Here is a 13,712-nt window from a genome sequence, read left to right on the forward strand (position 1 = left end):
GCACATTAGAAAATTTTGATTAAGGATAATACGATGAAAAAAATCATCATCTTAGGGACATTATTATTCAGTACATTGGTGTTTGCCGATGATGCAAAACAAAAAGAAGCGATTGCACAAAAGCTGGTATCTGTTGACGGGACAGAACAAGGTTTGCAAAACACTGATAAAATGATTTTAGAGCAAATTCGTATGCGTTTGCCAAAAGACTTACCTGAAAGTTTTTATACCGATTTAAGCAAAAATTTGAATAGTGAACAGCGTAAGCAATTTATCGTGCAACGTTATGTGGAAAGTTTTAGCCAGAAAGAGTTACAGGCTGCATTGACCTTCTATCAATCTGTGGAAGGAAAGGCTTGGGCAAAGAAAGCCAGTGATGTGGGCAGTGAAGTGGCGCATTTCACGACACAAAATGCGCGTACTGCGTTGAATACCACTATGCAACAATATATTGAGAATCCAAAAGTGAAGCAGCTGATGGCAAGGATGAATCCGCAGCCCGTTCAAACAACTGAAAAAACTGAATCGAAATAAATAAAAAGGGATCGCGCATCGGGCACGATCCCTTTGTTGTATTGATATTTAGAGTGTGCGGGAAATGAGCTCTTTCATAATTTCATTGGTACCTGCATAAATACGATTGGCACGGTTGTCGATATAAGCACGGGCAATTGGATATTCCAGCATATAACCATAGCCGCCATGTAGCTGTAAGCAGTCATCTACAACTTTTGAGAACATGTCGGAAATTTTGTATTTCGCAGCCGCAGCTGCATCCACACCTAAGTTTTCTTCAAGTTGTAATTCCATACAACGATCGAGATAGGTGCGACAGAAATCAATTTCAGTACGCAATTCCGCCAGTTTAAAGCGAGTATTTTGGAAGGTGCTAATGGCTTTGCCGAATGCTTTACGATCTTTGGTGTATTGCACGGTATGTGCAAAGGCTGCTTCAGCACCTGCTTGACAGATAATCGCGACCAGCATACGTTCCCAAGCGAGCTCTTTCATCAACATGATAAAGCCCATGCCTTCCATACCGAGTAAATTTTCTTTCGGTACACGGACATTATCAAAGAACAATTCACAAGTATCTTGGCCTTTCATCCCGATTTTATTCAAAGGTTTGCCTTTGCTAAAACCAGCACGATCTGCTTCGACAATAAGTAGCGATAAATTGGCTGAACCTTTTTCATTGTTGCCTGTCTTACAGACCACAATCGCCATGTCACATAAATAACCATTGGTAATAAAGATTTTTGAACCATTGATGACATATTCATCGCCATCCAGTACCGCAGTAGTACGCACCGCTTGTAAGTCTGAGCCTGTGCCAGGTTCGGTCATGGCAATCGCAGTGACTGCTTCGCCTGTGGCCATTTTCGGCAACCAATGTTGTTTCTGTACTTCATTGCCAAAGTTGTTGACGTAGTTGGCAACGATATCTGAGTGCAGCGAGAAACCGGTACTTGAATCCATGGCATAAGCTTGTTCTTCAATCAGAATCATACTGTAAAGACGATCGACACCAGAACCTCCGTATTGTTCAGGCATTGTTGTGCAGAGCAGACCAAGTGCCCCCGCTTTATTCCATAAATCACGATCTACATGTTGTTGTGTCTCATATTTTTCAATATTTGGAACAACTTCTTTCTCATAGAATTTACGCACGGTCTCGCGGAATGCTTCGTGGTCTGAAGTAAACAGTTTGCGTGGGAGCATGTTTGGAATTGGACGAATAGCACCTGATTGCATTTGTTATTTTTCCCTAGTGTGTTGGATTTAAGTCATCGTCATCACCATACAAGAAATCGAAAATAGTGAACAATGTGATCAATGCTCAATTTGATTGATGTATTTGGTCACTTGAGAAAAATCTCTCAGAACTTCATTGGGTAGATCGGGTACACTATGGGAAAATTGTTGCATTGCGGAGCCAATAATGTCTGATGAAATGACACTGGAAGAGCGTAAGGTTGTGTATCGTGCGCGTCGCGGTTTAAAAGAAATCGATGTGTATTTTGATCCTTATGTTAAAAACCATTACCTGACAGCTGATATTGCTGAAAAGGCATTATTTGCGGAGTTGGTCGATCAAGAAGACCCAGATTTATTGGATTGGTTTATGGAGGTTGGGGAACCGCCTCGTGCAGAATTAAAAGATTTTATTTTAAAATTAAAACACTATGTCCATGGCTAATGGTGTTTTCGAGCTGCAACGCAGTCGTTTTGCGATGGTATTGCAGCTCTTGATTTTCATTGCCATGCTTAGTTTAACCTATTCCTTACTTGCCTTATGGATTTGGCTACTATGCTTCTGCATGATGAGCGTCGCTTGGTTTTTATTTTTGAAACAACCTCAAATTAGACGATTTGAATACTTGGATCATCAAGAGTGTTCATTTGAGTTTTCTGATCCAGCCTTAACGATCCAGCGTAGACAGATCGTCAAAATATTGGATCACCAACTTTATATTTCGCTGTATTTTTCTCATCAAAAGAATAAAAATTGCATTATTTGGTGGGATCAATTGTCACATTCGCAATGGAAAAAGCTAAAATTACGCGCAAAACTGGGATGATTGTTCGACAATTCTACAACTGTATAAAATTAATAAAAATATAAATTTCAATATCTTAATTAGAATTAAAGTTTATCTTGTTTAAATTGTTAGATTAAATACTCTAAAAAATAGTGAAAATCATGATTGTCAGACAATCCGACGATCAAGTCTGATTTATTTTCGTTAAAGTACAAACACCAACGTAAAGTATGGTGGAGGTCCAAAATGGAAATTCCAACATGGTCGTTTCTGGTGGTCGCAATCATTTTTGCGATTGTAGTAGGAAGAGCAGGAACTTTACTCAGGGAATTTCTTGAATCACGTCAAGTTGTCGTGACCAAGAGAAAGAGATTGAAAGTGTCGTCAATATATCACTCTCCCGTGAATATCGATGGTGAACGCCAATCTAGTATCTATCAAAAGTAGATACGCAAGTGTAGGAGGTCTCTATGGAGATTTCAATGTGGATGTTTCTAGTAATTGCAATCGTTATGGCGATCGTAGTAGGAAGAGCTGGAACATTACTCAAGGATTATTTTCAACAAAACTAAAATATAAAGAGTTTCACGATTTTACCAGTTAATAAGTAGCATGTGCTGAACCGTCGCAATGCTACTTTTTTTTGCCTGAAATTTGTGTTTAGCCGCCCAAGTGTCAATTCCTTCCTCTGTGATATGTGTCAAAATGTCTAGGTTAAAATTAGAGCAATTACTCTTTAATTCAGGTTATGCATCTGATAATGTACAGCTAAAAGGAAAAAACAAATTATTAGAGGGACAGGAAGTATGTCTAGACTCCATAAAATTGGGCAAGGTGTGGCGGTTGCTGTATTGACAACATCAATGCTATCAGGATGTTCATATGTAATTAAAACAGGTGCCAATGTGGCACTTGGTTTTGGTGAAAAGCATATTGTTCCACCGATTTTGTCGATGGATGATGCTGAAATGGTATGTAACTCAGGGAATGCTTTAACCCCTGCAGTGATGTCCACCAAAGATATGGGTGCTGATCCGACTCGGATGGCAGTCCTACTTTATACGGCAGCAGGTGTGTGTGCCGAGAACCAAGCTTTAGAAGCTGAATTACGTTATTTACGTGCGTCTAAAGCAGGACAAGTATCTGAAGCGCAAGATGCACGTATTGAACAGAAACGTTGGGCGGCGATTGCTGCTGAACGTCAATATGCGGGTTATCAGCTGTTTGCTAATCGTTGGGAAACTAAATACAAATATAAGTTAGGCGATTCATGCCCAACCATGCGTAATGATCTAGACCAAACCGTTTATTTACTCGGTATGGTGAGTGGTTTACAAGCCATGACCAACGATATTAACTCTGGTGGTGCGATCAATGTACCTAAAGATATTGCAGGTATTGTTGAACGCGGTATGGCGTGTCTGGACAATGAAAAGTTCTGGGGTGCACCAATGGCAACCCGTGCGGTAATCTGGACGCTTTTACCGGGTGCAGGTGATGGTAAACCAGAGCCTTATGCCACCATGAAGCAATCCATGGCAATTGGTGAGAAAAAAGGTGTACGTCTTGCACATGCTTTATATGCTGTTGCAGCCCAAGCCAGCGGTGATGATGCCAAGTTACGGGATGCATTCCGTTCTTATGCTGCGGCAACTGGCGATGATAAACCTGCGAATCCACAGTTTAGATTGATTGATAAGATGGCTGGCTTAATGGTTCGTGGTATTGCAGATCGTTATTGGACTGAAAATACAGGTGTAAGAGCCGGCGATGAGGGTTTAACTTCATTCTGGGATGACAAACAAGAGAGCTCAGCAGAGTTAGATTCACTCTTTGATGGTGGTGGTGACGGAGCTCCTGCTCAAGATCAGGCTGCACCAGCGCAAGATCAGGCTGCACCAACACAAGAAACACCAACTGAGTAACCTGAATTAAACGACCTTTTACCAGTGCAACATCTAAACTTGTAAAAGGTCTGTTTTTTAAGAGGGAAGCGATAGATGAAAGATCAAATATGGATAAGGAAAATCATTTTGATCGCGATATGTATTTCCATATCGGCTTGTCTACAGGTGTTTGCTGATCATTTTATTTATTGGCGCCCTATTTTATTTACTGAATTTTGGCGTATCTGGACGGCACATTGGGTGCATGTGGGTTGGATTCATTTTCTACTCAATATGATGGCTTTTGCCTGTTTACCTTTTATTTTCCCGCATGTACGCAACTGGCATCTAGGTGCATTGCTATTAATTCTGCCTCCATTCATTAGTTTAATTTTTTATTTTTATTTACCTTATATTGATGCCTATGCCGGGCTTTCTGGCGTTTTGCATGGTCTCTATACCGCAGTTGGTGTGGTGTATTTGCAATATCGGAATGAACGGAAATTTGCAATTTTGGTGCTAGCGTTGATAGCCGCCAAACTGATTTGGGAGAATACCTTTGGGCAAACGGGAACAGCCCAGTTAATCGGAAGTCCAGTCTTGACCGAGGCACATTTGATCGGTGCCATTGGTGGCTTGCTCTGTGGTTTGAGTTATTTATTGATAAAAAACATAAAAATTAGAATGTCATGATCATTGGATAAACCAGCTTAATAATATTTCAGTGGGTACAACGAGGGATTGGTTATAGTGAGAATAAATGTGTTCTCTATCAACCATGTACATTGAAAATTCAGCATCTTCGGAGGGATGTTGATCACAATAAACTGGAATAGATATGCAACATGATCAACAGAAAAAATCTGGATTAGGTCTACTGAGTTATATTTGGACCGAGTGGATATCAACCTTTGTTATCCTTTGCTTATTACTCATGACATTGATTATTGGTACTGGAGAAATGATCCACGGCCAATTATTACGAATGGGGGAGCGACTATATGGTGATCCTGCAATTGGAATGCAGTATTCATTTTTGCGTGCTGAACCAGAAAAACCCACCTGTGACCGAAACCCAAATATTGATGCGCAAGTTCAGGAACAGATGCGGATCAATGCTGCTGACGAATTTGCCAGTATGTTTGGTGTGGCTTCAGAGTCAGATGTACGCGCCTCATTGATGGCGGCACAGCAACAATGTGATGAAAAATATCAATTTTATGATAAGGCAATGACGCATATCGAGGCACATCCGAGTGTGCGAACCTATCGTCAGATTGAAACTAGTTTCTTTGGCATCTTTAAATTTGGTACAGAAAACCGTGCTTTATTTCTGGTCATTATGGTGGTATTTGCGGCCATCAGTGCCACATTAAAGACCCATCATATCGGTTTGCGCAGCCCAGCAACGAAAATTGATTTCCGTATCTATAGCATTGCGATGCTCATTGGAAATGGTTTATTGACCTCATCGGTGATGAGTCAATATCGATCTGTGATGAATTCTGGTGTTCCGATTAGCCCAGAAATGACGCTGATTTATTGGTTGTGGATGATTTTATTTGCGGTACTGACCTTGATCAGTCTGTATCAGTTGATTAAGTCACCTACGCCAACCCGAGAAGGGGGAAGTGTTGGTTTAGCTTTCCTCAGTGTGCCTCTCTATGCCTATATGGCGATTATTACAGGGGTTGCCTTTAGCTTCTTCATGGCCTATCCAATGGGGCAAGGGATTTACTTAGGGCAGTTGGTCGAGTTCTCGAGTATTTTCTTAAATCTGGCCCTGTTTATTTGGGCGGGGATGCTATTAAAACAGACGCGTATTGTCGATTTATTCCTGAATATCTTGCGTCCGTGGAATCTCGCGCCTGAAACATTAACCTGGTTAATCTTAATTGCTGCAGCTTTGCCGACGGCCTACACCGGCGCTTCAGGTATTTTCGTTATTGCAGCAGGTGCAATTATTTATAAAGAGGTCTGGAATGCAGGTGGGCGTCGCCAATTTGCTTTGGCTGCAACCGCACTTTCTGGCTCGCTTGGAGTGGTGCTTCGTCCATGTCTATTGATCGTGGTTGTGGCATCTTTGAATAAAGAAGTCACCACAGACCTGCTGTATAAATATGGTATGTATACCTTCTTATTAACCTCAACTTTATTCTTGGTAATCGCGCTGTTTTTTGCCGAACAGAAATTTAGAATTGCACCATTTAAAGTTGCCTTGCCAAAGTCGTTACGTGCATTTGTGCCTGTATCACCTTATATCGTGATTTTCATTTTGATCTGGTTGTTCTATAAGCATGCTTTGGACACAGATCTCAATGAATTTACTGCACCTGTAATGATGCCGGTGATTTTATTGCTGATGGTGCTCTTTGATAAATTGCGCAAAGAACCTGCACCATTAGCACCAGTCGGGCATTGGGATAGCACTTTGAACAGTTACACCATTCCTGCGGATGGTTCTCAACCTGCTGCGCCAATTAACCCTGCAGATGATCCACGGAACCCTGTGCGCCGTGTTTCTTTCGGTAAAGCATTACATGCATCCACCAGTGAGACGGTTGGGCATATTGGTGCTTTGGTGATCTTGATGGCACTTTCGGTGAGTGTTGGTGGCTTCCTTGAACAGATTCATATCATGGAAACGTTCCCGCAAGACATTAACAGCACCTATGTGGTGATCACGCTGATCGTGCTGTTGATGATTTTTGTGGGCATGATTATGGACCCATTTGGGGCGGTTATTCTTATTACTGCAACCGTTGCGCCAGTGGCCTATCAGTATGGCATTGATCCTGTGCATTTCTGGATGATTGCATTGATTGGTTTTGAATTGGGTTATGTCACGCCACCTGTTGCACTGAATCATTTATTGGCGAGACAGTCGATTGGTGATGCAGAAGTAGCGGAAGCGGATGCGGAAGTTCGTCATCTGTCCTTTTTCTATCGCTATGAGCGCTGGATTTTACCGTTACTGGTGATGGTGCCTGCAATTCTGATTATTGCCTATGTCCCTTATAGCTTCAAGTTATTTGGCTGGTATAGCTAGCGTAGCTTAAAGAAAAAATAAGCACCTTAGGGTGCTTATTTTCTGCAGAAGTAAATGCTATTGAACTCTGGTTATCGTGGTGAATATCGAGCGAACCAATAACGATAGGTGAATTTAGACTAGCATTGATTATTATGTGATTAAAATAACATTTTGAGATCGAACCAGTTATGCTATAAATAGACGGAAAAGATGGAGTAGCCTGCTTTAAGATCGGATTTATCTTTCTAGAGGGCAGCTGTAAAAAGGCAATTTGGGGCGCGAAATTTGTAATCAACATAGTGATAAAAATGGAGAGCGCTCGAGAGAACACATAAATTGATAAAAACAACCAACAAAAAAGTGATTGCAGTCATTCTTTTTTATAAAAGTTTGCTGCAAATTTAAGCGGTTTAAAAGGGATTGGTGATTCAAAGGGTAAATTCATTTATCTATCAACCAAGGACAGCGCATGATTCAACATCTTTGGATGGATGTTGATAACAATAAATTGGAATAGACATGCAAAATGATCAAGAGAATAAGACTGGATTAGCCCGGTTAGGCTATATCTGGAATGACTGGATATCAACCTTCATTATTCTTGCTTTGTTGCTAATGACGTTGCTTATTGGTACAGGCGAAATGATTCACGGTCAGATGCTTCGTATGGGGGAGCGTCTTTACGGTGATCAAACAACAGGGATGCAATATTCGTTTTTACGTGCGGAACCTGAAAAACCATCTTGTGATCGACATCCAAACATTGATGCACAAGTTCAAGAGCAGATGAAAGCCAATGCTGCCGATGAATTTGCAAGTATGTTTGGTGCGGCTTCTGAAGCTGATGTTCGTGCGTCTTTATTAGCCGCACAGCAGCAGTGTGAAGAAAAATACCAATTCTATGATAAAGCAATGAAGCACTTGGAAAACCATCCAAGTATTCGTACTTATCGTAAAGTTGAAACCACTTTCTTCGGGATCTTTAAATTAGGTTCTGAAAACCAAACTGTTATTTTATTAATCATGGTGTTGTTTGCTTCAATTACAGCATCTTTACGTTATCACCACATTGGTTTACGTGCACCAAAAACTAAAATCGACTTCCGTGTCTATTCGGCGTTGATGGTTGCTGGTAATGCTTTACTCAGTTATTCCGTGATTAGCCAATACCATTCAGTATTGAATTCAGGTGTTGAAGTTGCTGGAAAAACGGCAGTTTTGTATTGGTTGTGGATTGCACTATTTGTGTCACTGACCATTATCAGTATTTTCCAATTCATCTTTATTCCGAAGACAGCACAGCCGAAGGGTAACTTTGGTTTGGCGCTACTGAGTGTTCCTCTGTATGCGTTTATGTCTTTGGTGACAGGGATTGTATTTACCTTCTTCATGGATTATCCAATGGGGCAAGGGATCTACTTAGGTATCTTGGTTGAGTTCTCAGGTATTTTCTTAAATCTGGCATTGTTCATTTGGGCGGGTATGTTACTGACCCAAACACGCGTGATGGATTTATTCTTAAATATCTTACGTCCGTGGAACTTGGCGCCAGAAACCTTGACTTGGCTAATCTTGATTGCAGCAGCGATTCCAACAGCATATACAGGTGCTTCGGGGATTTTCGTTATTGCAGCGGGTGCGATCATCTATAAAGAAGTCTGGAACTCAGGTGCACGTCGTCAATATGCCTTAGCCGTATCAGCAATGTCTGGTTCTTTGGGTGTGGTGATTCGTCCATGTTTACTTGTAATCCTGATCTCGATGCTGGACAGCCGTCATGTGACATCGACTGAATTATTTGATCACGGTATCTATGTCTTCTGGTTAACAGCATTTATCTTCTTGGGTGTTTCTCTGATTCTTGCAGAGGAAAAGTTCCGTGTGAACTCACCTAAAATCGCTGTGCCAGGGATGTTACGTGCCTGTGTGCCTGTGATCCCGTATATCATCATTGGTTTTGCTGTGGTGATGTTCTATAAGCTTGCTTTAGATACGTCAATCAATGAATTTACTGCGCCAATGATTTTACCGTTGGTATTGATTGCAATGATCTTGTTTGACAAGTTATTTGCCTCAAAACTTGCACCTGCACCAGTGGTGGATGCGAAGCATGAAGCTTTGGTTCGTGAGCATGAAAAGAAATCAGAATTCTTGAAATCACATGATCCACACGGGAGCAAGAGCTTTGGTTTTGGTGGAGCATTACGTTTTGCAACCTCAGAAACGGTCGGACATATTGGTGCATTAATTCTATTAATGGCATTGTCTGCAAGTGTTGGTGGCTTAATCGAACGTGCAGAAGTGGTTGAATTATTACCAACACACTTGGGTAATATTTATATTTCACTTGCCTTTATTGCACTGTTACTTGCGATTATTGGTATGACGACCGATCCATTCGGTGCGGTGATTCTGGTTGCTGCAACTGTTGCACCTGTTGCTTACGAGAATGGCATCCATCCAATTCACTTCTGGATGATTGTATTGGTGGCATTTGAATTTGGTTATGTAACGCCGCCTGTTGCCTTGAACCACTTACTGACGCGACTCTCCGTCGGGGATGAAGAGGTCTCGGCCGCCGATAAGGAAGCGAAAGAGAAATACACCAGTTTCTACTTCCGCTATGAGCGTTGGTTATTGCCGATTATCGTCTTGTTCTCATCGTTGGTGTTGGTGACGTATGCGCCGTATATCTTCCAGATGTTTGGTTGGTATAAACATTAACAGTTGAAAATAAAAAAGCACCTTCGGGTGCTTTTTTATGAATAGGATTTAAGAAAAATTATTTGAAAAGCTATTTTAGATAATTTTCTGATCTCTTAAAGCTTGTAATAGTTCTCCAATATTTGAAGAAATCGCTGAGCGTACAGCCTCAGAGTCTGTTCCTCCTGCTGTTTTTGGAGCAGCTTTATGTGTTTTGATAGTGTTCTTATAAATCGTTTTTCCACCTTTGGTGACTAAGTAATCGACGTCTAAATAGAAATCGACTTCTACAAAGCCAATCCAATTATATTCAAATTTTTGAACATCTCCGGAGATTTTGAGATCTGCATCTTGGTTTGGGTTAAATCCTGAGGCAATTAATTCTTTAGTTAAAGATGATTTTAATAATACATCTGCTTTATCAGACATGTACATGCTACCAATCGCTGCTGCTGGTTTTTGAAACTCATTTTGTTTAACTAAACCTTTTTCAGCGGGGATATATTTGAATACACCAACACCGATATCACCTTGTCCTCGAATAGAGGGGGAGGCAATATAATTAATAGGCATTGTGGTAGAACAGCCAGAAGCAAGTAAAACTATCCCGATTAATGAAGTTAAAAATATTTTTTTCATGAGATATTTCCAATTGTTATAAAGTCGCACAATTTATCAAAAGGTCTCATAAAATAATAGAGCCTATTTCAATTGAAAATTTTTGAATAAAAATAATTGGTTATTTAAATAATCTTCTTCTTTGTGTTAGGGGGCTACATAACAAAATCGCTGAGAGAATAATGCCAAAACCAATCACACTATATAAATCAGGCACTTCATTCCACAATAAAAAGCCCCAAATCCCTGCGAAGATAATCGCAATATAATTGACGGGTGCAATCTGCCCAGCAGGGGCAAGACGATAGGCGTGTGACATAAAAATCTGGCTGACATTGGCGAGTATGCCCGCGCCAATCAAAAACAGTAATTCCTGTAAATGATAAGGTCGCCATACCCAAAACATCGGAATGACAGACAATAAAGAACCAATAAAGCAGAAATAAAACACGATGCGTTCAGGTGGTTCGGTCTGTGTTAGGGCTCGAACGGTAACAAAGGCCATTGATGCCAACAAACTTGAACTGATCCCGATAATAGAAATCCAGTTTAACAAGCCTTGATCAGGCTTGGCGACACAGAACACCCCAATAAAACCCAAGCCCGCAGCACAGAGCATTGCTGTGGTGATTTTTTCTTTGAGAAATAGCCAAGCAATCAATGGAATAAAAATCGGGGAAGAATAGGTAAAGACCATCGCATTGGAGAGTTTTAAATGTGCAATGGCATAGAAAAAACCATACATGGCAGCAAGCCCAACAATACTACGCCACGTATGCATCCACAGTTTTTCTGTTTTTACAAAGCGGGTTCCTTGCTTGAAGATAAAAGGTAAAAACAGGATCAGCCCCACCACATTACGGAAAAACACAATGGTGTAGTTATCTACAGTATGTGAAGCGTAACGAATACAAATGCCCATCACAGAAAAAAGCAGCGCAGAAAGAGTAAGGCAACCAATCGCCATCATCAGGTTGCGATTGGTGGGTTGAGCATCCATAGCGATTCGGGTATTGGGAGATTGTGCTTATTTTATGCTGCTGCTGAGGTGAAAGGAATGAGATTTTCAGCTTAATATCATCTCATTGCTTAGACAGCTGTTTCAGAAAACTGTTTCAGATAATCACTTGGTGTCATGCTGGTTTCACGCTTAAACATCGCACTAAAGGCGCTTGGACTGTCATAACCCAAATCTAAGGCAACATTTAAAACTGGTTTGTTTAGGGACAAATCAATCATGGCTTGCATCAGCTTGGCTTGACGTACCCAATGAGAAAAATGCAGTCCAGTTTCTTTTTGGAAATGTCGTGCTAGTGTTTTACTACTGATATGCAGTTGTTCAGCTGTATCTTCCAGATTCCAGTTAAAGCTGAGATTGTCCTTGATTTGCTGACAGAGCTGTTGCAGGCGTGGGTTCTGAGGATCTGGCAAATTAAAGGCAAGGGCTGGTAATACCCGAACTTCGTCTAAGATTAACTGCAACAGTCTTTCATCACGACTATTCGGCTGGATTGCTGTTTCGATCTGCATCGCACTACTCATCAGCTCCCGTAATAAAGCAGGAATGGCAACAACACGGCATTCTGAATTGAGATAGGTTTGTGCTGAGGTTTCTATAAAAATCCCTCGGGCTTTGACATCACCGCTGCTGAGTAAGGCATGTGGTTTATGCGCAGGAATCCACACGCCACGTCCAGGCGGGGTAATCCAGATGCCTTCATGGGTTTGTACTCGAATCACGCCTGATAGGGTATGAATCAATTGGATTCGATCGTGGCTATGCCAATCTTCAATATGTCCATGTGGGTAGTTTTCGGAAAAGGCATAGACTGGATAATCTAAATACCCATGCTCAAAGTTCTTTCCCATCGTAAGTACCCCAGATAAATTGTCTATTTTTCGATAGTAATCGTCTTATTATCGAGAAACTATAAATTGATTATTTTTTAGCATGATCAATACCGCAATGTATAGGTCTAGCACATGTTTCAGAAAGCTTATTTTTATCCGTTATTTGCCATTTTGTTCTGGGCGGGCAATGTGGTGGTCTCTAAAATGGCCAGCCATGCCATTTCTCCTGTCGCCATTACTTTTTATCGTCTGGTGTTGGCGCTCGCCGTGATGAGTACCTTTGTGTTGATTCCTGTTTGGAACAATCGACACACGATCAAGCAGTATTGGAAACAATTGGCATTGGGTGGTTTTCTGTCTGTATCTCTATTCCAGTTCTTGTCTTATCAGGCAGCATCCACCACCACAGCCACCAATATGGCGATTGTTACCGCCTTGATTCCTTTACTCACGATGATCTTAAGTAGTGTGATGCTGAAAGATCGGTTGAGTTATGGCATGTTGTTCGGAGGCGCTCTATCTTTTTATGGCATTTTGTATTTGTTAAGTCATGGTTCAATTACCGATATCTGGAAGCAAGGCGTACATTTGGGTGATGGTTTGATGCTCATTGCTGCGGCAGGTTATGCCTTATATGGTGTGTTACTGAAACGTTGGAAAATGCCGATTCCTGCGTGGCAATCGAATTTTGTGCAATCCAGTTTTGCCATTGTTTATGTATTGCCGTTTTTCATATTTTTGCCTGCTTCGCAGATGCAACTGAATCAACAGACCATTCCACTGATCGTTTACGCCAGTATTTTTTCTTCAGTATTGTTGTCGTATTTATGGATAGAGGGGGTGAGACATTTAGGACCGAATCGAAATAGTATCTTTATGAATCTATTGCCCTTATTTACTGCGCTGATTGCGGTGGCTTTGCTGGGCGAGCATTTGCAGTTGTTCCACTATATAGGTGGTGGCTTAACCTTGCTGGGGATTTTGATTGCGCAAACCATTCAGAAACCGATTCAATTTAAATCAGCCTCCAAACACATTTTAGATTAAAAATACAGTTAAGAAAAAAGCTTTAACGGGGGT

13 protein-coding genes are annotated in these 13,712 nt (G+C 41.1%); 9 read left to right on the top strand and 4 right to left on the bottom strand.

The features are described from left to right. The first annotated feature begins 33 nt into the window (after positions 1–33). On the top strand, positions 34–534 hold the full coding sequence (locus MN869_RS12395) for a DUF2059 domain-containing protein (RefSeq protein WP_243307693.1): 501 nt from the start codon (positions 34–36) through the stop codon (positions 532–534). Positions 535–582: 48 nt separating this feature from the next. Here the strand turns inward: MN869_RS12395 and MN869_RS12400 are convergent, their stop codons facing one another. Continuing rightward, on the bottom strand, positions 583–1,755 hold the full coding sequence (locus MN869_RS12400) for an acyl-CoA dehydrogenase family protein (protein ID WP_243307695.1): 1,173 nt from the start codon (positions 1,753–1,755) through the stop codon (positions 583–585). A 187-nt stretch (positions 1,756–1,942) separates the two neighbouring features. On the opposite strand from MN869_RS12400, the gene MN869_RS12405 reads away from it, so the two are divergent. From MN869_RS12405 to MN869_RS12435, 7 genes are all read left to right on the top strand, one after another. Continuing rightward, positions 1,943–2,200 carry a succinate dehydrogenase assembly factor 2 gene (locus MN869_RS12405; protein ID WP_004804137.1) on the top strand — a complete coding sequence of 86 codons (258 nt, stop codon included), beginning with the start codon at positions 1,943–1,945 and terminating at the stop codon, positions 2,198–2,200. Further along, complete coding sequence (locus MN869_RS12410; protein WP_243307697.1) at positions 2,193–2,582, top strand: hypothetical protein; 390 nt, start codon at positions 2,193–2,195, stop codon at positions 2,580–2,582. The genes MN869_RS12405 and MN869_RS12410 overlap by 8 nt, the downstream gene beginning before the upstream one ends. Positions 2,583–2,789: 207 nt before the next feature. After that, positions 2,790–2,990, top strand: coding sequence for a hypothetical protein (locus MN869_RS12415; RefSeq protein ID WP_004804140.1), 201 nt, complete (start codon positions 2,790–2,792; stop codon positions 2,988–2,990). Positions 2,991–3,349: 359 nt separating this feature from the next. Continuing rightward, positions 3,350–4,468 (top strand): hypothetical protein, encoded by a 1,119-nt coding sequence (locus MN869_RS12420; protein ID WP_171550649.1) that lies wholly within the window; start codon positions 3,350–3,352, stop codon positions 4,466–4,468. Positions 4,469–4,543: 75 nt separating this feature from the next. After that, positions 4,544–5,122 (top strand): rhombosortase, encoded by a 579-nt coding sequence (gene rrtA / locus MN869_RS12425; RefSeq protein ID WP_243307699.1) that lies wholly within the window; start codon positions 4,544–4,546, stop codon positions 5,120–5,122. Positions 5,123–5,267: 145 nt separating this feature from the next. Continuing rightward, positions 5,268–7,478, top strand: a complete 2,211-nt coding sequence (locus MN869_RS12430; RefSeq protein ID WP_243307707.1) for a TRAP transporter large permease subunit — start codon at positions 5,268–5,270, stop codon at positions 7,476–7,478. A gap of 501 nt (positions 7,479–7,979) precedes the next feature. Continuing rightward, positions 7,980–10,184 carry a TRAP transporter large permease subunit gene (locus MN869_RS12435; protein WP_171550646.1) on the top strand — a complete coding sequence of 735 codons (2,205 nt, stop codon included), beginning with the start codon at positions 7,980–7,982 and terminating at the stop codon, positions 10,182–10,184. 75 nt (positions 10,185–10,259) lie between these two features. Here MN869_RS12435 and MN869_RS12440 read toward each other — a convergent pair whose 3' ends face one another. The 3 genes from MN869_RS12440 to MN869_RS12450 form a co-directional block, all read right to left on the bottom strand. After that, on the bottom strand, positions 10,260–10,802 hold the full coding sequence (locus MN869_RS12440) for a hypothetical protein (RefSeq protein WP_243307709.1): 543 nt from the start codon (positions 10,800–10,802) through the stop codon (positions 10,260–10,262). A 100-nt stretch (positions 10,803–10,902) separates the two neighbouring features. Then, positions 10,903–11,781 (bottom strand): DMT family transporter, encoded by an 879-nt coding sequence (locus MN869_RS12445; RefSeq protein WP_243307712.1) that lies wholly within the window; start codon positions 11,779–11,781, stop codon positions 10,903–10,905. Positions 11,782–11,870: 89 nt separating this feature from the next. Continuing rightward, positions 11,871–12,650: a helix-turn-helix transcriptional regulator gene (locus tag MN869_RS12450; RefSeq protein ID WP_243307713.1), complete on the bottom strand. Its 780-nt coding sequence runs from the start codon at positions 12,648–12,650 to the stop codon at positions 11,871–11,873. Positions 12,651–12,764: 114 nt separating this feature from the next. On the opposite strand from MN869_RS12450, the gene MN869_RS12455 reads away from it, so the two are divergent. Continuing rightward, positions 12,765–13,679 (top strand): EamA family transporter, encoded by a 915-nt coding sequence (locus MN869_RS12455; RefSeq protein WP_243307722.1) that lies wholly within the window; start codon positions 12,765–12,767, stop codon positions 13,677–13,679. Positions 13,680–13,712: the final 33 nt, after the last annotated feature.

The organism is Acinetobacter sp. NIPH1876 (assembly GCF_022808535.1).
Classification (GTDB): domain Bacteria; phylum Pseudomonadota; class Gammaproteobacteria; order Pseudomonadales; family Moraxellaceae; genus Acinetobacter; species Acinetobacter higginsii.

Coding starts and splice junctions, on each gene's coding strand:
- MN869_RS12430 (WP_243307707.1), top strand. CDS start 5,268: ATGCAACATGATCAACAGAAAAAATCTGGATTAGGTCTACTGAGTTAT.
- MN869_RS12455 (WP_243307722.1), top strand. CDS start 12,765: ATGTTTCAGAAAGCTTATTTTTATCCGTTATTTGCCATTTTGTTCTGG.
- MN869_RS12415 (WP_004804140.1), top strand. CDS start 2,790: ATGGAAATTCCAACATGGTCGTTTCTGGTGGTCGCAATCATTTTTGCG.
- MN869_RS12395 (WP_243307693.1), top strand. CDS start 34: ATGAAAAAAATCATCATCTTAGGGACATTATTATTCAGTACATTGGTG.
- MN869_RS12435 (WP_171550646.1), top strand. CDS start 7,980: ATGCAAAATGATCAAGAGAATAAGACTGGATTAGCCCGGTTAGGCTAT.
- MN869_RS12450 (WP_243307713.1), bottom strand. CDS start 12,650: ATGGGAAAGAACTTTGAGCATGGGTATTTAGATTATCCAGTCTATGCC.
- MN869_RS12405 (WP_004804137.1), top strand. CDS start 1,943: ATGTCTGATGAAATGACACTGGAAGAGCGTAAGGTTGTGTATCGTGCG.
- rrtA (WP_243307699.1), top strand. CDS start 4,544: ATGAAAGATCAAATATGGATAAGGAAAATCATTTTGATCGCGATATGT.
- MN869_RS12400 (WP_243307695.1), bottom strand. CDS start 1,755: ATGCAATCAGGTGCTATTCGTCCAATTCCAAACATGCTCCCACGCAAA.
- MN869_RS12445 (WP_243307712.1), bottom strand. CDS start 11,781: ATGGATGCTCAACCCACCAATCGCAACCTGATGATGGCGATTGGTTGC.
- MN869_RS12440 (WP_243307709.1), bottom strand. CDS start 10,802: ATGAAAAAAATATTTTTAACTTCATTAATCGGGATAGTTTTACTTGCT.
- MN869_RS12420 (WP_171550649.1), top strand. CDS start 3,350: ATGTCTAGACTCCATAAAATTGGGCAAGGTGTGGCGGTTGCTGTATTG.
- MN869_RS12410 (WP_243307697.1), top strand. CDS start 2,193: ATGGCTAATGGTGTTTTCGAGCTGCAACGCAGTCGTTTTGCGATGGTA.